The sequence below is a fragment of the Terriglobus tenax genome, from assembly GCF_025685395.1.
In the GTDB taxonomy this organism is placed as follows: Bacteria; Acidobacteriota; Terriglobia; order Terriglobales; family Acidobacteriaceae; genus Terriglobus; species Terriglobus tenax.
This window is the reverse complement of sequence record NZ_JAGSYA010000004.1, coordinates 1,437,584-1,460,916: the sequence shown is the minus strand read 5'-3', so window position 1 is coordinate 1,460,916 and position 23,333 is coordinate 1,437,584. Positions and strand designations below refer to the sequence as shown.

Below are 23,333 nucleotides of genomic sequence, written 5' to 3'. Positions count from 1 at the left end.
GCATGTCTCCTTCATGGGGGATGAACTGTTGCGACCAGCTTTGTGAAAACCAGCTACAGATCAACGCAATAACAGTAGGCGATTTATTTGCGCTTGTCGAGCACAGGAGAATGCCTGATGAGAGGGTTTACATGGTTTTAGTTAGTCGATTAATTTTTCGTACTAAGAGAGAAATCCGCTGCTATGCCGATGTGGTTGGCCGCGCGATGATGGGACGCCGGGAAACCGCCTCTGCCAAATGTTTTCTCGCTATGGAAAGGGTTCGTATGCCGCGCAAACAATTTCGATCTCAGATCGTTCTGCGTTTTGAAGTTACAGGGCAGGCCAGATACGCGTGGCTGGATAATCCGGCGAGCATCCTCTATAACTCTGTGGGGCTGCCGGCCACGCCGTTTCATACCCGCTGGCTTCGATGCTGATCCGCACAGCATATTGCGCGTAGACGCATGCAGTTCCGCCACGTGCCGGGTGTATGAACAATGACGGCCTGTCCGTATTGCAAGCGAGACAGGCCGTCGTGTAGGTGGATTAGCGGAAAAGGTTTGTGCGTGCCAGGTCGATGACCTCGTCGCCGCGGCCGCTCATCACGGCCTTCAGCATATACAGGCTAAAACCCATAGCCTGCTCGGCGGAGATGGTCGGCGGCATGGAGAGTTCCTGCCGGTTGACGATGACATCCAACAGGGCCGGCCCATCATGGGCAAGCGCTCGCTGCAGGGCGGGCTCAAGCTCCTCGGGTGACTCCACGCGAATGCCGAGAACACCGGTCGTTGCAGCCAGGTCGGCAAAGTTCGGATTAACCAGTTCTGTTGCGTAGTCCACGATACCCGCAGCCTTCATCTCCAGTTCGACGAAGCCCAGGGAGCTGTTGTTGAAGACGATCATCTTCACCGGCAGGTTGTGCTGACGCAGCGTCAGAATGTCTCCCAGCATCATTGCCAGTCCACCGTCGCCAGAGAGCGTGATGATCTGCCGGCCCGGATATGCGGCCTGCGCGCCCAAAGCCTGTGGCAAGGCATTTGCCATGGAGCCGTGGAGCAGCGATCCCAAAAGGCGACGCTTGCCATTCATGCGAAGATAGCGCGCCGCCCAGATGGTTGGCGTACCTACATCGCAGGTGAAGATGGCATCTTCGGCGGCCAGCTGGTCCACCACCTTTGCCACATACTGCGGATGGATAGGACGCTTGCCCGGGGTACCCACGGCAAGGTCATCCAGATCCTTGCGTGCCTCTGCGTAATGAGTCCGGCATTTGTCCAAATAGGTCGTATCCGATTTTTCTTCCAGCAGGGGCAATAACTTTTCCAGTGTGTCTTTTACGGTGCCCACCAGGCCAAGCGTTATCTCCGCGCGGCGGCCAATCTGCTCGCCACGCAGGTCAACCTGCACGATGTGTGCATCCTGCGGATAAAACTGCCGATAGGGGAAGTCCGTGCCGAGCATCAGCAGGACATCGCAATTCTTCATGGCGTGGTACCCGGAGGAGAAGCCAAGCAGCCCGGTCATGCCAACGTCATAAGGATTGTCATACTCGATGAATTCCTTGCCGCGCATGGCATGGATGATGGGAGCCTTTAGCCGCTCTGCAACGGCGATTAGTTCTGGATGGGCGCCCGCACAGCCTGCGCCGCCAAGGATGGCGACCTGTTTGCCGCTGTTCAAAATGGCGGCTGCCTGTGTCAGTTCTCCGGAAGAGGGAAGAACGACTGGCTTCGATTCCAGAATTCCCAGGGAAATCGCAGGGGAAGGGCATTCCCGCAATGCGATATCGCCGGAAAGAACGATGACCGCAACACCTCGCTTCGCAATGGCTGTCCGCATGGCGATGGCCAGCACGCCCGGCATCTGTTCCGGCTGAGAGACGAGCTGCACATAGTGGCTGCACTCTTTGAACAGGTGTTCGGGATTGGTTTCCTGAAAGTACCCCGTGCCAACTTCCTGACTGGGGATCTGCGCCGCGATGGCAAGTACGGGAACACGATTGCGATGACAGTCGTACAAGCCGTTGATCAGATGCAGGTTGCCAGGCCCGCAGCTTCCGGCACATACGGCCAGGGTGTTGGTCAGGTGGGCTTCTGCACCGGCGGCAAAGGCTGCTGTCTCTTCATGCCGGACATGCATCCAATCGATGCCATCGGTCGTGCGAATGGTGTTTGTAATCCCGTTCAGTGAGTCACCCGCGACACCCCAAACCCGCGTCACACCGGCCTTGACCAGTGTCTGCACCAGAATCTCTGCGACTTGCGCCATATTGCTCTCCTGACCGTTAGATGCTGGTCCGCTCGATAGGGCGGCATACTGTCGCCGAATGGAACAGGTCCCTCGTAGCTTCTCTATTTTTAAAAACGCGGCCTATTAGAACGTAATCTTCACCGATACCGTCGTTGTGCGCGGGTCGTTGTCCTGGGTCGCGACCAGGCGGCCGAAGCTGGTATCGGTCACGTCATTACTCAGAAGCGTCGTAAAGTAAGGCCGGTTTGCAAGGTTGAAGAAGTCGCCTCTCAGTTGGAGTCGCATTTCTTTCCAGAGCGGAATCGTCTTGGCGATTGAACCATCCACCGTCAGCAAGTGAGGAAATCGCACCGTGTTGATGCGGGTCGAGCAGGAGCGCAGGTCGTACGCGGTCAGCGATACAGATGGAAAGGCAGCGGGATTGAGCAGACGGTCCACCGAGACATCGCGGATTGGTGCGAGCGAGGCAGGCGATGAGGTGGGGCAGTTGGTCGCTCCCGGTGCGGGAAACCCTGTGCGAAAGACGAAACTGCTGCTGACGGTCCAGTTCGAAAGCCATCCGGAAGGCCGCAGATAGGAGAGCTGTTGCAGCGAAGAGCTCTTGTAGGGAAGATCGTAGGTAGCCACGACGTTGACCAGGTGTGTGGCATCGAACTGGCTAAGACGGTGTTCGAGAGCGGTATCGAGTAAAGCGTCCAGGCGAGTATCTGAGGTATTGAGCGGCGCTGTTTTTTCGGCAACCCGGGAATACGTCCAGTTCACGTTCCAGGTCATGCCGTATCCCACCGGATGGTACGCACGCAGTTGAAGGGCATCCGACCGGCGCGATCCGATGGGAATGTCCGTCAGTGTAACTGACGCATACTGAGGATATGCATAGAGCAATTGCTGCCGCGGGACGGTGGCGCCGTTCAACGATGTGCCAGGCAACAGCCCCTGGAACGGATTGGACAGCGCCGTCGTGAAGTACGAGGGGCGCTGCGACGTTGGGATGCTGCGGAGAACATTCAGAGGAATGGTGTTGAGACCAAGAGCAACCGGAACTCTTTGTGTATCGTTTCCAAGGTAGGCAACCCCAACCAGCCACTGGTGCGGAAGCTCGTGTTGTAGCTCCAGGGAGTACTGCCGCGCGTATGGCAGCGGCCGGTCGCGGAAAGGCGCGCTGATATCTAATCCCAGTTGGGAACGGAGCCCGAGCGATGCGCCGAGCGGAGACTGGACTCCTTCGCAGAAAGGGTTGGAAAGCGTACAGTGCGGCGTAAGACCGCCATCCGTCGAGGTGGTGATGTTGGTCGTCGCATTGAAATTTGCCGCCGCCCCGCGGGAGTCCTGCCCGAGATACATGAGGCCAAAGCCGCCACGGAGTACATCATGACGGGTGAACTGGTAGGCAAACCCAAGACGAGGTGCAAGATTGTTCCAATAGGTGCGGAAGGGAAGTTTTGGATTGCCATTCACGCTGCTGTAGAGCAGCCCACCGGTAAGGTGCTCGCAGGCGGGGCAGGCTGTGCTCGAAGCCATGGTGCCGGCAAGTGGACTCTGCACGTTGCGATCAAAAGCGACTACCTGACGGTTGTAACGCTCGCCCATCGGTGTTTCGACATCCCAGCGTAAGCCAAGGTTAAGTGTGAAGCTCGACGTGATCTTGATGTCGTCCTGCAGGTAGAAAGCGGCATAGTAGTTGTGATACATGGGAGCGATGGTCTTGGGTAGACTGCCTCCACTCATGTAGCCCAGCAGGAAAGAGGCGATCGCATCGCCTGAAAGTGAATCCGACTGAAGCGGAGAAGCCTGTGTCCAGGCCTTGCTGAAGTCGTACTCTCCTGACGAGGTCGAGGGCGCATTGATGTTGTAGTCATAGCGACGCAACTCGGTACCCATGCGAATGGCCTGTCTTCCTAAAAGGATTGCCAGGGATGTATCGGAAACAGAAGCAGTATAGGTTTCGGCATTGCGCGTGTAGATGGCACCCAGTTGTGAGTAGGACCCTGGTTTGAAGAGAGGGAACTGCAAATGCTGAAAATTTGCGACTGTGGACGCACTGAATCCCAGTTGCTGAGGATTGAATCCGTCGCCAAACTGGTTGCCACCCGTGGTTTCATATCGGTTGACTCCCGCGCCGGCGTGGAGTGAGATACGCGGCGATATCATCCACCGTAAAGCCACTCCTCCACTCCGTTCTGTGCGTGTGGAAGGGCTTTGCTTGCTGGGTTCCGCCGCATTGTTAGCCCATACCAGTTGCGCGCGGTTGTACCAGGGCGTTTGTCCATACCGCAGAGAGAGAGCGCTGTTTTCCCGCACGAGATCGACGCGTCCAACCCAGGCGTTATAGCGGTTATAGGTGGGCAGCGTAGAGGAAAAATTATTGACGTTATCCTGCCCGCCATCCGTTGGCAAGGGATAGTAAGAGATAGCTGCCGCGGCGACTGGATGGATGCGCGACTGGGGGATACGGGCGCCTGCAAAAGCATTACGGACAAAAGTCCCCGAAGGCAGTCGAGTTGTTGTTAAAGGATCGTAGAGCGCAATCGCCTGACCGGCTGCATTCCGCAACGCGGAGAAATCTCCCGTTCGCATGGCCAGCGTAGGCACAGTCGCCAGAGCTGTAATCTTTCCTGAGGAGCGAAGTGCCTCCAGCGTGACCATGTAGTACAGATGCGTTTTAGCGCTGAGGGGCTGCGGAAACGGAATGGGGCCGGAGAGCCGGAACCCAAACTGGTGGCTGCTGGTATGCGGTTTCGGACTGTCAGCATGATTTGCTTGCCACGTGTTTGCATCGAGAGCGCTATTCTCCAGGAACTCATACAGTTGCCCGTGCAGTGCCGCGGAACCACTATGCAGCGTAAAGCCGGTAAGCCCGCCACCGAGCCTGCCTGTTGAGGCGTCGTATTGGCCAGCACGCACCGTCACCTCTCTGGTGGCTGCCACGGGGGGAACCCATGCAATTCCGCGTGAGGAAAGCGTTGTGCTTTGCCCATCGATGGTGACTTCGTTTTCCATTGGAAGGCCTCCGCCAATGGAGATATTGTTCATATTGCTCACCGAGTAAAGCCAGAACTTTCCCCAAGCGGAAGAAGCCTTGGCAACACCTGCCAACGTGAAGGTGAGCTGAAATAAATTTCTTCCGGATGCGGGAAGTTGTTCGATTGACTGATTCTGGAAGGTAGTTTGCGAAGCACCATCCTCGGTTTGCAGGATTGGCGGCTTATCGTTCACCTCAACCTGCGCGGAAACCGTGCTGAGATGCATCTGTACATTGGCGCCCAGATGATCGTTGGTTGTCACGATGATTCCGGTTTGCAGAACGGTGTCGAACCCACTCTTCGAAAACTCAAGGGTATAGTTTCCGGAGGCGACTCCATCCAGGCGAAAGAACCCTGCCTCATTTGTTGAGGTGGTAAGAGAGATCTTCCGGTCGACATCGGATAGTGTGACCGCGACTGCATCCAGGGAAACGCCTGTTGTGGTGCGTACCACGCCGGATAGGACCGATGTTCCTACCTGAGAAAATGCGCGATAGGGCAACGTCCAGTGACAAAGCACCAGCGGCAGCAACACCTTTAGGAAGCATCGCCAGGAGCGAATGGCAATTGAAGCAGGTAGAGACATAGGTCCAAAATCGTCCAGCGTCCGATCTTGCGACGTACAGGTCTTCGTCAGATATGCCGGATATATATAGTGGGCCTGAGGTGGTGCTCGGGTGCAGCCCCGCAGAATAAATGTTGTGCAAAATTTCAGAGAACAGCCGTTTAACGTTCTCTTCAAACGGCCGTGCCATAGTCCACAGATATGCACACAGTTCAAGGAAGCGGAACGGCATGGAGTACCTGCCAGGATACAGATGCTGACTTGAACGCGCTACAGTCCGGCAGCGCCGGAAAAGAATCGAGCGATGGGCACGATTCGCTATGGAAGTACATTTTCCGTTATGCGTATCAACTGGTGGGGGACCACGCCAGGGCGGAAGACCTTACTCAGGAGACATTCGTAGCCTATCTGCGCCAGGAGCGCGAAACTCCTCGTGTCGAGTTCGCAGGCGGATGGATGAGGACTGTTGTCCGTCGCCTGGCCTATCGCGAGTACCGCAGACGGAGTGATAACCGGGAAGTATCCATTGAAGCGGCGCGCGTAGATGGACAGTGGAACCGGGTCGAGCCAGTTGATCCATCGCCATCTGTCGAGCAGACGCTTCTGGATGAGTCGATGCTGAAAGCAGGGGCGCGCCTTCTGGCGCAGCTCGACGTGAAGGAACGCCGTTGCCTGACGCTTTATTTCCGCGGAGAAGACTTCGTTCGCATCGCGGAGGAGCTCCATATCTCACGCTGGACAGCACGAAGAGTTACGCTGCGCGCCATCGAGAAGCTGCAGCACCAGGTGGGCGCAACAAAATGACGATGCCATGGAGCCATATTAGCCGTAAACAGATGGTGCTCCTCGCGGGTGGCCGTCTTTCGCCCCGCGACCAGCAGAAGGCTACGGATCATGTGCGCCACTGCGCCACCTGCAGCCAGCGGATTGACCGTGTACGTACGGCGCACGCAGTCCTTGCCGATCTGACACAGGGAAGCGATGAACGCTGGCAGAGCCTGCTCGACGAGAATGACACTTCCACTTCCTTGAGCGCACGTCCTTTTTTTGCACGTAATGTTCGCTTCGGAGCATTGACCGCAGGCGCATGCGCTCTGGCGGCAATTGGCTTCGTAGCTCTGTTGTTGCCTGCCCGCAGGGTCGAAGCCAGAACAACCGAACTATTGAAGCAGGCCGAGCAATCGGACGGTGATCAGCAATCCATACGGTCCCTGCGGGTCATGCTGGGTACTGTTGCTTGCCGAACTGACCGCTCTGTCGTCAGCGCATCCCAGTCCTCTGACTTCACAGCATGTCAACAAGCTTCCGATCATCTGGCCCAGGCACATTGGAAATCAGAAAGCCTGCTCTCCAGCAAGGCATTCCAGCAATGGAGAGGTCAGCGGAGTTCCCATCGCGATCAACTGAAGCGCCAGGCAGGGCGATGGGTTGTTACAACAGCCACGGACGATGGGGCGATTCAGGAAGCAAGCCTGGAGCTACAGGAAAACAATCTTCGCGCAGTTCGTCTCACGCTGCACTTTCGCGATCTCTCCGCAGCGCTGGTCGTAACAGAAGAAGATCCAAAGCCTGAAACAAATCAGGTGCAGCAGCGAACCGTTGCGACTCTGGATACGCGCTCCATGGCAGATTTCGGAAGGCAGGGCAGCCTGGCGGACCATGTCGAGGTGAAGGCATGGCAGATGTTGCGCACTGCGGACGCTGATTCCGCCTGGTCTTCCGCCGTCGTGCGGAATGGCGAAAATGTGGATATAAAAATCTTTGCGGAAGATGCGGAAATTCGCCGCCGTATCCTGAAGAGCTTCCAATCGAATTCGAAACAATCGCCCTCGCGCATAACGGAGCAACAGACTTATCTGGTACGACGGATGAGTGGAGCCGGTCCCGCACTTGCCGAAGACTGGCTTGAGCACCAGATGCCGGACGCGTCGCAGCAGAATCAGTTCAAGCAGCATATCTCCTACACGTCGAGAGAGATTATGGGAAAAGCCATCTGGCTGGATGCTCTCTCTGCGCGCCGCGATGCACTTCGAGCATGCGACTGTTCCCGCGATCTCGAAGCACTCATCGAAACGGAGCGGCTTGAACTGCTCCGTATGGAAGCAACGCTTACCGCCGACCTGTCGCCCTATATGCAGGCTGCTGCTTCGCCGCGGCTGTTGCATGGGCCGGAGGCGATGCAGCTCGATTTTGCGTTGCAGCAGCTCTTTCTGAGCAGTGATCTTTCCAGGTCCAGTGCAACGGTTCAGACTGCCTCGGTGCGGCATTTACTGAACATTCACTAAACGGCTGCACTTTCTCGCTCACAACAGGCACTTAGCTGGTGAATCCCACAGCTTGAGAGATTTCGCCTGGCATGAGCAGCCTGACATGGAAAAATCGCAGCGTCTCGCGTCGTCAATTTATGGCGGGCATAGGCGTAGTTGCATGCGTTCACGCCATTCCCGCACAAGCTGAAAGTGGAACCGCATCGCTCAATCTCCATATCGAACGGGGCACCATGGATCTCGGCCGTCATTCTGTGGAGAGCACTTTCTATAGCGTGAGGCCTGGGGTACTCAAACTCCCCGCGAACACGGCTATCTCTGTAAGAATCGACAACCGCACATCAAAAAGCGAGTACGTACATTGGCATGGCTTTCAGGTCCCGGCGCGTTACGACGGAACGTGCGAAGAGCAGAGCGAGGCCGTTGAAGGCCATGGAACTCTGCAATACACGTTGCCGCCGCAAAATCCCGGACTGTACTACGTCCACTCCCATGCGATGACAATGCACTCGCTGCAGCAGGGGCCTTACAGCGGCCAGTTCACGCCAGTGCTTGTAGGAGATGGCGGCATGAGTGACATCGCCCGAGACCGCGAGATAGTTCTGGCAAGCCACGAGTGGGACGCTTATTACTCCGACGATGAGGGGGTGGAGAAGTCAGTAGAGCAGACACACCATCTTCGTATCGATGCCGACGACGAGGAAGGCAATGAAAGCGGATGGGAGATTCGCTACCGCCACGCCACGCTTGGAGGAAAGCCCCTCGACGAGGAGACTCCAGTGTGCGTGGCTGCCGGAGAGCGCATCCTCTTTCATATTGTGAATGCGAGCGCGACAGAACCACTTGTTCTGCATCTGCCAGGCCATTCATTCCATATCCATGCGCTTGATGGAGATGTTGTTCCGGTAGTCGCTGATATCGAAGTGCTTTATCTTGGGCCGGGCGAGCGAGCCAGTGCCATCGTCGTTATGAATCACCCCGGTACCTGGATTCTGGGCTCGGTAGATGATGAGGCACGCGCAAAGGGGATGGGAATTGTGATCGCCTATCAAGGGCATCGTCGCGATCCCGTATGGTCTGCCCCGGCAGGTCATGCAGGCCCACTCGATTACACGCGCTTCAGTTATCAATCCTCAGATCAAAAGCAGCCGGATGCCGAGTTTCTGCTTGAGCGAAAGCCGAGGGATCGCCACGGATTTGAACAGTGGGCGATGACCATGCTTAAGGAGTCGATGCCTGAGCTTCATCGCCCCTATCGGATCGCTCTTCACAATGCATCGGATGAAGATCATCCGATGCATCTTCACCGCAACCGCTTTGAGTTGAAAACATACTGTGGCCGCGGAGTGAGCGGACTTTGGAAGGACACGGTTGTTGTTCCAGCCTTGCAGAGCGTTGAAATTGAATATACCCCGTACGATACCGAGCCATCGTTCTTCCATTGCCATAACCAGATGCACATGGACTGCGGCATGGCAACGATTCTGCAAGCAACCAATGGGAGAAAGAATTGAATTTGAAATGGTCGATTGCCGCATTGCTCTTCACTGCATCTGCCTTGCAGGCGCAGGACCCGTTGCTCCCTGAATTTGTCAGGCATGTAAGTCCTGCTTATCGTGAAGCTGCTTCGCAAATGCACGTTACGGTGGCGCGTGATGATCAAAATGATGCAATCGAGACAAATGCTCACCATCCAGATGCCGCGGACGAACTGGTCATTCGTGCTCTTGGAAATAGTGAGCAGGGTGTTGATTTCCTCTTGAGGCAACTTGATGTTGAAAGCTCTGCCGCAAAGCGCCAGTACATTCTCTTGACCGGCCTGGGTCGCCAGATTCGTGATCCGAAAGATGCGGCAATGCGGCACAAGCTTGAAACGAAGCTGCAGAACCTTTTGGAGAAAGAAACAGACAGCAATGTTGTGCTGGAGACAGCGCGCGATCTTCGCCGCATGCAATGGGGAAGAAACGCAGCACTGATTGCGCCGGGTATTGCACGCGCGGAACAGGAGGGAAACCGGACCGGTGCAAGCTTGCTACAAAAAGAAGCGGACGATTGGCTGGCTTGGGATGAGCAGATAAACCTGCCCACGTTCCTTCGCACACCACCTCCGGTCTTCCAGGTGGTTCCTGCGGATGTGGCAATCCGTGTTCTTGCCATCGGGGACTTTGGAACGGGTAACGCCGCGCAGATGAATCTGGCTTCAACCATGCGTGCCTACCATCAGAAGCATCCTTTCAGTTTCGGTATCACGCTCGGAGACAACTTCTATCCGCGCGGTGTCAGCTCCCCACAGGATGAGAAGTGGGATGCATTCTGGGAGCAGCCTTACGGGCCAATGAAGATTCGTTTCTATCCTTCGCTCGGCAACCACGATTACCTGCAGGCCGACGGTCCGGCGGCCGAGGTGCTGTATTCCAATCGCAGCAAGACGTGGACGATGCCCGCGACCTTTTACACCTACACCGCCGGGCCGGTGCAGTTCTTCGCAATTGATACCCAGGAACTTTCCGACACGAAACTCTTCCAGCGCCAGGTTGCATGGCTTGACGCGGAGCTTGCCAAGAGCACCGCCCGATGGAAGGTTGTGTACGGCCACTACCAGATCTACTCCGCCACGCGGGGGGATGAGCAGAATCTGATCCATCGTCTGCTTCCTGTACTTCGCAATCGTGTTGATCTTTACCTTTGCGGTCACGACCACAACATGCAGCAACTGCGGCAAGAGGCAGGCGTTCATTTTTTCCTGAGTGGTGGCGGCGGTGCATCCTTGTATGACTTTCGCGATCCGAACTATCCCCACAGCATCTTCAAAGCCAAAAAGAACGGTTTCACGGTGATTGAGGCGGACAGCAAGAGTATGAAGATTCAACTCATCGGTACGGACGGCGAACCGATGAACAGCGCAGAGATCCACTAACCGGCAAACAACTTTCGGCCAGAGGAAGCGCTCACGGAAGCTCCGTGAAGCGAACGGAAATCCATGCGCCCAAATGAATGGACAAAGCGAAGTTAGAGGGTGCTTCCATGAGCAAGTGACCGAGCACTTCCTCTTGATGAGCCTGGTGCAGTACCGGGCGAAACGACGAAATCTAAACCAAAAGAAAGATGCAAAGAAATGCGAAATTGGATTCGATTGTTTGTATGTCTCTTGCTCCTTAACTGTGCGCTGATTGCACAGGACACGCGTGGCTCGGCCTCCGGCCGCATTACAGATATCAGTGGAAATGGCGTTGACCGGGCAAGCATCACCCTGCTGGATGTTCAAACCGGAACGCGGCAGATAAGCACAAGCCATAGTGATGGTCGTTACGATATCCCGTTCCTTAACCCCGGAACCTACGAGATTACGGTGGAGAAGGCAGGCTTCTCCGTGGTGCATCAGACGGGGCTCGTCATATCGACCGCCTCCGACTCCAGGCTCGACATCCGGCTGCCGCTGGCGACCGTATCGAGCACAATCACTGTGGCGGCGAAGCCGGAGCTGGTGGAGTCCGAATCCGCAGAGCGCGGCATGACCGTTGACAATGTGCGCGTTCAGAACACACCGCTCCAGGGACAGAACATCTTTGCGCAGGCATGGTCTGCTCCTGGTGTGGCCGTTACATCGGGCGCGCAGCGTCTTCGTTCGTTTGACGTCGGCGGATCTTCCGGTATGTCGATCAATGGTGGACAACCTTCCATGAACGAAGTGCTGGTGGATGGTACGTCGGCACTCTCTCAGTCCAGCTCTGTCGCGTATGTTCCTCCGGTCTCTGCAACGGATGAGTTCCGTGTGCATACTTCTGTCTACGATGCCCAGTACGGCTGGACGACGGGCGGCATCGTAAACATCTCCACGCGTGGCGGCACGAATCGTTTTCATGGATCTGCCTATGAGCTTCTGCAGAACACCATGTTCAATGCAAACACCTATAACGCGAACTACGCTGGCACGCCGCGCAGTTCGTCGCACATCAATACCTTCGGCGGGTCGATTGGCGGCCCTATTCGCAGGAACAAGCTCTTCGCGTTCTTCGCTTATGAGCAGTTGCGGCAGTACATCCCCGATCCCTTCACTACTTCCGTTGCTACTGCTGCTCAGCGCACCGGTGATTTTTCCAGCACGTATTACAGCGCCGGCAAGCTGCGCACGATTTATAACCCGTTCTCCACGCGCTTTGATTCTGTGAAGAATGCCTACGTGCGCGATGCGTTTGCAAACAACGTCATCCCTGCCAGCATGCTGAACCCGGTTGCCGTGAAGACGCTGAATTCCATCCCGCTTGGCAATGCTGCTGGCGATTCTGTGACGGGTTTGAATAACCTGGTGAACGGTCCTAACTCACGCAAATTTTCTGATCTGTTCGGGACATGGGTACTGCGCGGTGACTATGTCATCAACAACTCCACGTCCATGTTTGTTCGCTATTCGCGGAACAAGCTTACGGAAGCGCGCGGATTCCTGTACTCCACGATCGCTGAGGTTAATGCCTTTGATCCCAGCAAGAACTCGCAATACAACCGTGAAAACCACAACTTCACCATCCAGGCAACGCACGCCTTCAACTCGCGTACCATGATCGATGCTCGTATCGGTTTCGAACGCTTCCTGCTGCACAATGGCGGCCCACAGGGAAGCGGATATGGATTGACGAACCTCGGTTTCTCCAGTCAGTTCGCCTCGCAGGCAGTGAACAAAATCCCTGTTTTCAACCTGGCAAATTACGCCCAGATCGGTGCGCAGCCCGAAGGTCTGAGCCCCATTTCGCAGGGCAATGCCTTCAACGCTCTGTTGTATCGTTCTTTCGGACGTCACACCATTCGCACGGGTGGCGAGTTCTATCTCAACCGTGTCTACATCGTTAGCCAGGGCTACAGCTCCGGCAACTTTACCTTCAACACAATCTTCACCGGCAGCGATGCCAACGCCGCAAACTCCACCTCCGGCAACTCGGTTGCTTCGTTCCTTCTGGGGACCCCGGCGTCTGGCTACATTGACGTCAATACGCCAGAGATCCGTCAGCAGATGCTGTATTCCCTCTTCGTGCAGGATGATGTTCGTCTTTCAGACCGGCTCACTGTGAACCTTGGTATGCGCTGGGATGTGATGACGCCAATGACCGATCGTCATAACGCAGTTGCTCGCGGTTTTGATACCTCGGTAGCCAGCCCGTTGCAGGTATCGGGTATGAATCTCCGCGGTGGCTTGCTCTACGCGGGCGTGAATGGCCAGCCCCGTGGCATCTACAACAACGACTTCAATAACTTTGGGCCGCGTGTTGGTGCGGCTTATCGTCTGGATAACAAGACGGTACTCCGCGGCGGCTATGGTCTTGTCTATGCGCAGGGTTTTGACGATCCCGGCAACGCTCCCGGTTTCAGCCAGCAGACAGCGATGGTCACCTCTGTTGTTACAGGAACTCCCTACAATACGCTCACCAATCCTTTTCCGGATGGAGTACAGCAGAACTCCGGCAGCTCGCTCGGACTGTCGGCTAATCTCGGGCAGTCGTTGAGTTTCGCCAATCCCAACCGGAAACTTCCGTGGACGCAGCAATATTCGTTTGAAGTGCAGCGCGAACTTCCAGGAAAGGTATTGGCCTCCGTTGGCTACGTTGGCAGCACCACCAAGGCGTTGGCCGTCAGCCAGTCCATCAACGAAATCTCTGCATCGAACCTGGCGCAGGGTACGAGCTATTTGTCAGCAAGCGTCACCAACCCTTTTGCAGGCAAGCTTCCTGGAACATCGTTGAACTCCAGCACGGTTCAGCGCCGCCAACTCCTGCGTCCTTATCCGCAGTATCTCGGAATTACTTCGCAGACCAACTCCATCGGTTCGTCGAACTACAACGGCATGCAGGCACTGTTTCAGAAGAAGATGTCGGCCGGCGCCAGTGCGAGCCTCTCGTACACCTTCTCTAAGACGCTCGGACAGACAGCATTCCGTCAGGCACAGGACAGCTCTCCGGAAAAGGTTGTTGCCGCATGGGATGTTGCACACAGCATCCAGATCAACGGCGTCTACGAGCTTCCGTTTGGACACGGACGTAAGTTCGCCGGCTCTTTGCCCGGTGCGGTCAACACACTGGTCAGCGGATGGCGTCTCAGTGCAATCGCTCGTCTTCAGAGTGGTATGCCCCTCACAACACCTACCGGAGTCATCCCAACGGGTGTCAATCCAAAGCTATCGAACCCGACACTCAATCGCTGGTTCAACACCTGCACGCAGCTCACCTCGGGCGCCACGCAGAATTGCCAGTCTGGCGAATCCGCAGCATGGAGGACCCGTCCTTCTGACACCTTCCAGAGCTGGTCAACCCGCATGTCTTCGCTTCGTAATCCTCCCATTCGCAATTGGGATGTGAGCATTATGAAAGAGACGGTCCTCAAAGAATCGGTCTCTCTCATACTTCGTTGCGATGCGCTCAACCTGACGAATACGCCGCAATGGTTCAATGGTCCTGTTATTGATTCCACCAACGGAAATTTCGGAAAAGTGGCTGTTGCTACGGACCAGTCGAACCTGCCGCGATTCCTGCAACTCTCTGGCAAGCTGGTTTTCTAATCACCTGTTCGTAATTGCTGGCTCGAAGGCCCTTCCAGAAACTTTCTGGAAGGGCCTTCCGATTATTTGATGGAACCCTCAAATTATGTTCAAAGTATGTATCGGGATTTTGCTCGTCTTTTCTGGGGGCAGTTTCTTTTCCCAGTCTCTTCGTGGCCCATACCTTCCTCCTGCTGCGCTAAGCACGCAGCCCGGCAAGGTCGCCATCATCGCGCATCGTGGTGAGCATCTTCAGCATCCGGAAAATACGCTTCCTGCCTTCCATGCTGCGATTGACGCCGGTGCGGATTACATTGAACTGGATGTCCGTACGACCTCCGATGGGAAATTGGTTCTTATGCACGACAGCATGCTGAACCGAACTACCGATGGGAGCGGAGAATTGAAGAAGCACACGTTCGATGAGATTCGCTCTCTGGACGCCGGAGCCAGGTTTTCTGCGGCGTTTGCTGGCACGCAGGTGCCAACGCTGGATGAAGCTCTGGAGCTTGCTCGCGGCAGGATCAATGTTTATGTCGATACGAAGGATGCCGACCCGCAGCAACTCATTGATACGATCGTCCGGCACGACATGCAGGATCACGTTGTGATCTTCGGCAATCCCTTCCTGTTGTATGAGGTGCGCAAAATTCTTCCCACGTTGCGCGTGATGCCGGAGGCGACAAATGCCGATGTCTGTGCCTTCCTCATACACTCTATGCCGTTGCAAGTGATTGCCTTTGACGAACGCGATTTCAAAGGACCGGTGATTGATGTCGCGAAGCAGGCCCACGTTCAGATTTTTGTCGATCGCCTGAATGAAGTGGATACGCCTGAGTCGTGGCAAAAAGCCATCGACCAGGGAGCCAATGGTATCCAGACGAATCGCCTGGATGCCCTTGCGGCGTATCTGCGGGAACGCGGACTCGCAACTCACTGAGACCCACTGGCAAAGGCAGAGTCCCTAATCATCCAGAGGGGATGACCGGACTCTGCCTCGTCTTCCATGAAGATCCGTTCTTGCCCACGCACTCATCGCGGTCTGAGTGCGTTTCTCCTGATCAGGGGGCGTAGCTTTCGATTCCAGTACATGACTAATCCTGTAACGGCCAGGATTGGCGGTGTCAATCCAAGCAATACCCACACACAACGTACGGCAATGCCAAACCATCCATCACCACCGAACGTGCCGAAGTGGACAGTGTGGAAGTACTGCACCACATGCATGCCGAACTCCATCTCATGGGTGTCTGCTGTGCTCAGGACTGCGCCTGTATGGGGGTCCACCGCAACACGGCGCAGCTCTGTATATTTGAGTGAGCCAGGATAGTAGCTGAGCCCTCCATAGACGCCCTGCGGTCCTAACGGGAGCTGCAGATACTCGGCGACGGGTGCGGGTTTGAGCGCTTCATTCAGGTGACTAAGAGCCGCATCGATGGTCATAACAGGAGCGTCCGGCCTGGCGGGCAATGCTTTGGGAACTGCGACAAACTTCAGAGCCTTCGGAATACTTCCGCCGGTTATCTTGACCAGAGTTCCGGCAATGGGGATGGGGAACGCGAAGTACATGCCTGTAAAGGCAACAGCGCTCAATGCCAGTGCGCTCCAGAACCCAACAACCGAATGCATGTCCCAGTTGAAGCGCTTCCAGCTTCCGCGTTTCCGCAGCACTAACGCAGCCGCCCAGCGGGAAAATCCGGGCCACCAGAGCACGACACCGCTGACGCACAACAGAAGGAGTCCGCAGGCCATCCATCCGCTTACCAGCAGCCCCGTTCTGCCGCTTAACAAGTAATAGTGCAGGTTTTCAAACCAGCCCATTACGCTGCCATACCGCAGGCGCTCATGTACAACCTGGCCTGTCCATTGATTGAAATAGACATAGTTGAGTTGTGTATTTCTGACATCGCCCGCGGGCCGCATCAGCAGTAAAGCCGCCTTGTGTGTACTTTGCATGTCGCGCAGCCCCACGGCAATCCATTGCGGTCTATCCGCGGTAATCTTCTTCACCGCGGCATCAATCGTGATGGTTCTCTGGACTGGCGTTACATGGGTTGCGTTGCCGTACATGGCATCGCCAATCTCATCGCGAAATACGAGAATGCTGCCGCTGATACCGATGATCACGGTATACAGGGCAATAAGAATGCCAAGCCACAGATGTACCTGAAAGATCGCTTGCCGCAGCCACACACGCTGTGGCGAACGCCACCAGTTCGCAGATTTCGCGGCTGGTGGCGCTGTCACGTTAGAAGGAGAAGTTGACGCTTGCAATGGCACTGCGCGTTCCTCCGTAGTAGCAGTTTGTGGTGGTGCTGCAGGCTGCAACATAGCGTTTGTTCAGGAGGTTGCTGCTGTTGATCGCAAACCGCCAGCGCTCCATGGTGTAATCCAGCGTTCCGTCAAACAGGGAATAGCCCGGCGTCTGGAAGGTGTTCGCCTGGTCTCCCCACTTGGGCCCCTGGTACCGATAGCCTCCGCCGAATCCAAAACCTGTCATCAAGGTGCGCCGTACCGTGTAATGCGTCCATAGGCCCAGGGAGTCCTTGGCCAGCGGAGAGAGCATCTTGTGATAATCCACTCCCGTGCTGCCAGGGGTAGAACCATCGCTCCGTGTGACAACCGGGTTCACGTGGGTGTAGTTGAAGCTCACATCCAGAGAGCGGATGACGATGAAGTTTGCCTGCAGCTCTTCGCCGATGGTGCGTACCTGGCCCGTCTGTCGCTGAAACAGAGGGTGGTCCGGGTCGGTTGTTGTCCGGTTGTCCTGCGTCATGCTGAACGCAGAGAAGGTGACCATGCCGAGATGTTGCGGCAGCTGGTACTTCAAGCCGCCTTCATAGCTGCTTCCGCGTGTAGGCACAAAGGGCCTGCCCTGCCAGTCTTGTCCAACAGTTGGTAGAAATGATGTGGAATAACTGGCATAGGGAGCGAGCCCATGCATGTGATAAGAAATGCCCGCGTGGCCTGTGAAGGCATGAGGACGCTGTCCAACCGAAGTGAGAGAACCGTTCGTGCCGAAGGTGATGGTCTCCTGCGCGGTCTGGTCGTATCGTCCACCAAGGGCGACCGTCCATCCGCCAAGAATGAGTTCGTCCTGGCCATACAGTCCGCCCTGGAACTGCTCAGCATTCGTGGCGGTGGTAATGGTAGGCGTAGTTTTCGGCGTACCGTAGACCGGGTTGCGTAGATTCAGCGTCTGCGTCAGATCCACCACGCCTCCCTGCCGGTTCAGATACTTCTGCCATTGGAAGTCGCTGCCGCCAATCAACGTGTGCCGGATCTTTCCTGTCTGAACATGGGTACGCGCATGCACATCGCTCTGCAGTGCATTCAGCACGGGCTTGGAAAGGAAGTTCACACGCGCCAGCTGTGTCTGTGCCGCATCCAGAAATGCTGCGGCGCTGTACACGCCCTGGTAGAGGATGTTGCCGTGTACATAACGCGTGGTGTGTTTCAGGTACAGTTTGTTGCTGCGATACTCCAGCCCATAGCCAGTCATGTATTGCCGCTTACGGTAACGGTCTGTCGCCGGGTCGCCGGTATTGAACCAGGTTGGAAGATAACCGAGGGAAGGGTTTGCGTAGAGCGTTCCAGACCTCGGCAGGAAGACCGCGGCGGTACCCGCATCGCCATGGAAGTATTTGCCAAATACATTTGCTGAAAACTTTGGCGTTATATTCCACTGCAACGTCGGATTCAGCGTGAAGCGGTCATCTTTCGCTCCGTACACATACGTGTGACTGGTGCGGGCAATGCCGTTGATGCTGTAGAGCAGGCTGGCAGAACGGTTCAGCGGACCGCTGAAGTCCCCTCCACCCTGCAGGCGATCGAAGTTGCCTCCCTGGATCTGTACAGAACGATGTGGAAGCGTCGTCGGCTGCTTGCTGACGGCGTCCACAATGCCGCCGATGTTGCTCTGGCCATAGAGCGTGCTGCTCGGGCCTTCCAGTATCTCAACACGCGACACATCGTTGAAGTCCACCTGCACTGCGGCAAAACTATTAGGAGAGTTCACCGCCTGCGGTACACGGATGCCATCAAGATAAACATCCGCAGGATTTCCGCGAATCAGGAACCAGTCTCCACGTGGATCAGGACCATACATCTCCGGAGTGGCGCCTGCCGTATACTTCAGCGCCTGGTTCAGGCTCTGCACATTCTGCTGTTGCAACTGCTGCAGTGTCACCGTCTGGATGGCAAACGGCTGCTGCAGAATAGGAGTGTCGCTCTTCGAGGCAGACTCTGCGCTGGTCGCTAGCAGCCCCACTTCGGCCGTTACGGTGATGTTCTGGTTCTCCTGGGCGACGGCGAGTTGTACGTCCGCTACCTCCCGCATGCCTGGCTGTACATGCAACGTATTTGTGGCTGGAGTAAAACCCGCGGACTTCACCAGCACCGACCACGCACCCGGCTCCAGCTGCAGGCGGTATGCACCTTCAGCATCGGTTTGCACTGTATGTGTATGAGTTCCGCAACTGGCGACAAGTTCGGCATTTGGAAGCGCCGCCTGCTGCGTATCGGTTACGCGTCCGATCACCGTCTGAACCGGGCCGCTGCAGTCCACAGCACTTTGAGCCAGCATGGAAGCTGCTGTAAACAGCAGCCCTCCGGCCCCAAACCGCATTGAGCGGCGCCACAGCGCTGCCCACATCATGCTTCTTTTCATCGTCGTACCTTTCCGAGAGACCAAAGGCACGCCGCGCACGTCTATGATGAAAGACGCGCCGGCCCACCCGTTGGGTCGTCGTCATCATGGGTCGCCGCGGAGCTTCGCCAAAAGTTTGCCGCGGTGGCCCATTCGTATTTATGTGCTTGCTTCAATATACGACAAAAGAAGTCCGATTTATTGTGACAGAACGGCATACTGGAATCCATTTCCCGTTATTCGGGCTGCCGCTGATCGACACCATCATTTTGTTCTCGATTGCGCGGCAGATGTCAGAGCGGATCAGCACCTTCTACCTCAGAATTCCTTTCACCCGTTGGAGGGTGTAGTCGGGATTCTTCGTTTTCGCTCGGGGCGCTGCGGCAGCCTGTCTTTTTCAGGACAGATCCACGAGCCCGCGCTGCAGGGCATAGATGGTGGCTTGTGTTCGATCGCGTGCACCCATCTTTTCCAGGATCGAGCTGACGTGGATGCGGACTGTCTTCTCCGCAATGCCAAGTTCTTCGGCGATCTCTCGGTTGGACAGGCCCTGGGTAATGCAGGTCAGCACTTCGCTCTCGCGTGGTGTCAGATCGACCGAGGGCATACGCTCGGCCAGGCGATGCAGGATCTCTTTGGGGATGTAGCGGAGGCCGCGGCTGACGGTGAGCACGGCGTTGGTAACCTCTTCTCCTGAGGCATCTTTGGTCAGGTAGCCCATCGCTCCGCCTCGCACGGCGCGATAGATGTCCTCACTGCCACGATAGGAGGAGAGGATGATACATCGCGCGTTTGGGAACTCCTTGCGAATCTGCTGCAGCACTTCGAAACCGCTGACACGCGGCATACGCAGGTCGAGCAGCACAACGTCCGGCGTGAGTTGGCGGTAAAGATCAATGCCTTGCTGGCCGTCGCTGGCCTCGCCAATCACCTTGATGTTTGCGTTGGTCGATAGCACCGAGTGCAGCGCCATGCGCGCCAGAAAGTGGTCCTCGATCAGGATGACGCGGATAGGGTTCATAGGCCAATCCACCGGATGACATCAGGGTCAGAGGAACGGCGTGCCGGATCTGGCGAATCATAAGGAAGAATCACGGATATCTCTGTGCCGCGGTTGAGTGCGCTTTCCAGGTAGAAACGGCCGCCGATCTTGCGCGCACGCTCTTCCATCACGAGCAGACCGAAGTGCCCGCGGCGGGTCCCGGTGCGGTCCTGGGGAAAGCCAACGCCGTCGTCGTGAATCACCATTTTCAGTGCGGTTTCATCATACCGTAAATGCACAAGGATAGACTTGGGCTGGCCATGCCGTAGAGCATTGGAGACAGCCTCCTGCCCAATGCAGACAAGGTGATGGACAGATGCGGGAGGCAGCAGAATTTCCCGTCCCTCCACCGCCATGCGGGTTTCCACATCGTCGCGCTTGTAGTGTGAGCTGATGGCTTTGGAGAGCGCCTGCGACAGCACGCCGGTCACCTCATCCGTGTCGCGCAGATCCCAGATAATGCGGCGCGCCTCGGCCTGGCAGTGAGAGACCATGCTACGGGCCATATCGCACGCGTGCCGGGCTTCGGTCAGGGAGACGGATTCTTTCTCCAGCGTGCGCGATGCCGTCTCCAGTTGCCAGCTGATTGCCGCAAAACCCGCCATCAGCGTGTCATGGCACTCGCGGGCAATGCGGTTGCGTTCTTCCAGAACAATGCCCATGTTGCCTTTCACACGGCGGATTCTGCGAGAGTACAGATGCGCTCCCAGGGCGAACACAATCATGGCCACCAGCAGGTAGAAGGTGTAGGTGGAGTAGAAGTGAGGCTTCTGCCGCACGCTGATCGCCGCCACCGGAGTCATCCAGGGATCACCGCCGACACGCGCCTGCACCTCGAAGGTATAGGTCCCCGGGGGAATGCGCCGGTATCGCGCATAACGCGAGTGAGTGGTTACCCAGCCGGAATCGTATCCCGTGAGACGGTAACGAAACTCTGTCTGCGCTGGATTGCTGAGACGATGCGCATCGAAACGAAAGTTGACCTCGCTCTCGGATGCATCAATGATGATGCGGTCACCCGTGACAAGGGACTCCGATCCCGTGTCATTGCCGAAGGTCCAGCCGATGATCTTCGCATTCGGAGGCGTAATGGAAGCGCTCTCCGCAAAGGGAGTCGTCCGGGCGAAGCCCTTGCTGGTGGCAAAGTACAGAACGCCGTTTGGCAGCAGCGCGGCGGAAGGCCTGGATGGGCCGCTGCAGTCGCTGGACGGCATGCCATCCTGCTTGACGAACAGGACGGACGATATGCGGGAGATCCTTCCCACGGAAAGATCATTCAATTCCGCTGCCAGCAGGCGGACGATGCCGCGCGAGGTTCCCAGCCACAGATGACCATGCTCGTCCTCAAGCATGTTGTAGACGGGCATGGTGGGCAGACCGGAATCGCTGGGCAGTGGAATGGCAACATCGCCTAGAATGCGGGAAAGCCCCCCGGTGCGTGACCCTGCCCACACGTTGCCATGCGAGTCTGACGAAAGGGAGAGGACATAAGGATGCGGAACATCCCGGATCATCTGCGTCTGTCCACCGGAAATGCGGTACAGGCCCGTGCTGGTGGCGGCCAGCATGGAGCCATCTTTATCTTCCAGCAGGTCGGTAATCAGTTTGCTGGGGAGATAGGTCTCGCCGTCGCTGCTGGAAGGAATGCCATTCCGGAAGTATCGAAGCCCGGTGTAGGTGCCCACCCATAAGCCTCCGCTGTTGTCAGAATGCAGCACGCTGACGGCATTGACCGGCGACTCGATGCCAAGCTTGTGGTGGTTCCAGGTCTCTCCATTGAAGGAATAGATGCCGTCAAACCATGTGCCAACCCAGATGCGCCCGTGCTTGTCTTCCGCAATGGTGCGTATCGGCGTTTTAATGGGCATGCCGGGAATATTGACCGCTGTAATAACGCCATCATGCTGGCGAAAAACGCCCTGTCCCCATGTGCCCAGCCAGAGGTCACCTTTGCTGTCTCCAAACGCTACCGCAGAGTAAGAGGGCTTGAAGCCCGGTGCCTGCAGCATGGCGAAAGGGGCACGCCGCCAGCGGCTAAGTCCGCCGGTCAGCCCGCCGATCCACAGGTTATCTTCATCATCCACAAACAGCGTGCGCACGGTGTCATCCGGAAGGCCGTCCTTGGTGGACCAGCCGGAAGCTCCTTCCGCATTCCAGCGGAAAAGCCCACTGCCCTTGGTGCCGATCCATAGATTGTTCTGACGGTCGCTGGTCAGAAGGGTGACCTGGGTCGGCACTCTCATCCGTCCGGTGAAGGAAACTTCATGTCCGCTGCGCTCTGTCACTTCCAATACGGCATGCATGGTGCCAACCCACAGGTGCGATGCGCGGTCGCGATACACTGCCACAGGCTCGCCATACTCCGCGGGTGTTGCCATGCGTGTCAGCTTTCCGCCGATCCAGTGAAACAGTCCGGCCGATGTGACGAAGTACATTCCGCCATGCAGATCTTCGGCGAATACGGTCGTGATATCACCGCCAATAATGCCGGTACCGGACACGGTCTCAAGCTTTTCATGGTGATAGCGCTCGATGCCATACTGCGTCGCAATCCACAGGGTGCCGTCGCGATCAAAGCACATGGTGCGGATGCGCTCGTTCTCATGCCCTGCGGCACTGCTGATATTGACGGCGCCGCTCGCGGTCTGATGGATGACGCCGGCACCATCGGTACCGATCCAGAGATCGTCATGCATGCCCGGAAGAACGGCGTTGACGGCGTCAATATTCATCGTCGCCGCATTCGGCATGGTCAGCCGTTGAAAATTCTGCCCATCAAAGGTGGAGACGCCAGAGAAAGTCGCCAGCAGCAGCACGCCATCACTGCGCTGCGCCACCATGCGGACGTTGCTTTCCGGCAGGCCATCTTCAACCTGCCACTCCTGCTTCTGGTAATCCGCAAGGCGGATAGACGCAACTGGGGGCTGGGCCTGCAACACGGCAGACACAAAGCAGACGAAGGTAGCCAGCAGTGGCCAAAAACTACAGCGGTAGCGCATGGATGCCTGCTATTACGGCATCACATCTTGGCAA

The 23,333-nt window shown here is 56.6% G+C and carries 14 protein-coding genes; 7 read left to right on the top strand and 7 right to left on the bottom strand.

Translation table 11 applies throughout. From position 1 onward, the window contains the following. Positions 1-2 precede the first annotated feature (2 nt). The gene (locus OHL13_RS11505) at positions 3-419 is read left to right on the top strand and encodes a hypothetical protein (RefSeq protein ID WP_263410268.1); all 417 of its coding nucleotides are present in this window, start codon (positions 3-5) and stop codon (positions 417-419) included. A gap of 109 nt (positions 420-528) precedes the next feature. On the opposite strand, the gene poxB is transcribed toward OHL13_RS11505, so the two are convergent. Together poxB and OHL13_RS11495 are read right to left on the bottom strand one after the other, a co-directional pair. Beyond that, positions 529-2,250, bottom strand: coding sequence for a ubiquinone-dependent pyruvate dehydrogenase (poxB, locus tag OHL13_RS11500; RefSeq protein WP_263410267.1), 1,722 nt, complete (start codon positions 2,248-2,250; stop codon positions 529-531). Between the two features lie 105 nt (positions 2,251-2,355). Continuing rightward, positions 2,356-5,841, bottom strand: a complete 3,486-nt coding sequence (locus OHL13_RS11495; RefSeq protein WP_263410266.1) for a TonB-dependent receptor — start codon at positions 5,839-5,841, stop codon at positions 2,356-2,358. Between the two features lie 240 nt (positions 5,842-6,081). Here OHL13_RS11495 and OHL13_RS11490 point away from each other — a divergent pair, with 240 nt between their 5' ends. The 5 genes from OHL13_RS11490 to OHL13_RS11470 all read left to right on the top strand — a co-directional run bounded on the left by OHL13_RS11490 (position 6,082) and on the right by OHL13_RS11470 (position 14,631). Next, a complete protein-coding gene (locus OHL13_RS11490; protein WP_263410265.1) occupies positions 6,082-6,624 on the top strand; it encodes an RNA polymerase sigma factor in 543 nt (180 codons plus the stop codon). A 224-nt stretch (positions 6,625-6,848) separates the two neighbouring features. Beyond that, positions 6,849-8,105, top strand: a complete 1,257-nt coding sequence (locus OHL13_RS11485) for a hypothetical protein (RefSeq protein ID WP_263410264.1) — start codon at positions 6,849-6,851, stop codon at positions 8,103-8,105. A gap of 71 nt (positions 8,106-8,176) precedes the next feature. Beyond that, positions 8,177-9,601, top strand: coding sequence for a multicopper oxidase family protein (locus OHL13_RS11480; protein WP_263410263.1), 1,425 nt, complete (start codon positions 8,177-8,179; stop codon positions 9,599-9,601). Positions 9,602-9,603: 2 nt separating this feature from the next. Next, positions 9,604-11,004 (top strand): metallophosphoesterase, encoded by a 1,401-nt coding sequence (locus tag OHL13_RS11475; protein ID WP_263410262.1) that lies wholly within the window; start codon positions 9,604-9,606, stop codon positions 11,002-11,004. A gap of 231 nt (positions 11,005-11,235) precedes the next feature. Continuing rightward, positions 11,236-14,631 carry a TonB-dependent receptor gene (locus OHL13_RS11470; protein ID WP_263410261.1) on the top strand — a complete coding sequence of 1,132 codons (3,396 nt, stop codon included), beginning with the start codon at positions 11,236-11,238 and terminating at the stop codon, positions 14,629-14,631. A 178-nt stretch (positions 14,632-14,809) separates the two neighbouring features. Here the strand turns inward: OHL13_RS11470 and OHL13_RS11465 are convergent, their stop codons facing one another. Then, positions 14,810-14,974 carry a hypothetical protein gene (locus tag OHL13_RS11465; protein ID WP_263411691.1) on the bottom strand — a complete coding sequence of 55 codons (165 nt, stop codon included), beginning with the start codon at positions 14,972-14,974 and terminating at the stop codon, positions 14,810-14,812. Here OHL13_RS11465 and OHL13_RS11460 point away from each other — a divergent pair. Next, complete coding sequence (locus OHL13_RS11460) at positions 14,903-15,550, top strand: glycerophosphodiester phosphodiesterase family protein (protein ID WP_263411650.1); 648 nt, start codon at positions 14,903-14,905, stop codon at positions 15,548-15,550. The two genes, OHL13_RS11465 and OHL13_RS11460, sit on opposite strands and share 72 nt — an antisense overlap. A gap of 92 nt (positions 15,551-15,642) precedes the next feature. Here OHL13_RS11460 and OHL13_RS11455 read toward each other — a convergent pair whose 3' ends face one another. The 4 genes from OHL13_RS11455 to OHL13_RS11440 form a co-directional block, all read right to left on the bottom strand. Continuing rightward, entirely contained in the window at positions 15,643-16,803 is a 1,161-nt protein-coding gene (locus OHL13_RS11455; protein ID WP_263410260.1) for a PepSY-associated TM helix domain-containing protein, read from the bottom strand. A gap of 55 nt (positions 16,804-16,858) precedes the next feature. Further along, positions 16,859-19,267 carry a TonB-dependent siderophore receptor gene (locus OHL13_RS11450; RefSeq protein ID WP_263410259.1) on the bottom strand — a complete coding sequence of 803 codons (2,409 nt, stop codon included), beginning with the start codon at positions 19,265-19,267 and terminating at the stop codon, positions 16,859-16,861. A 388-nt stretch (positions 19,268-19,655) separates the two neighbouring features. Further along, positions 19,656-20,279, bottom strand: coding sequence for a response regulator (locus tag OHL13_RS11445; RefSeq protein ID WP_263410258.1), 624 nt, complete (start codon positions 20,277-20,279; stop codon positions 19,656-19,658). Further along, positions 20,276-23,299, bottom strand: coding sequence for a sensor histidine kinase (locus OHL13_RS11440; protein WP_263410257.1), 3,024 nt, complete (start codon positions 23,297-23,299; stop codon positions 20,276-20,278). The genes OHL13_RS11445 and OHL13_RS11440 overlap by 4 nt, the downstream gene beginning before the upstream one ends. Positions 23,300-23,333 lie beyond the last annotated feature (34 nt).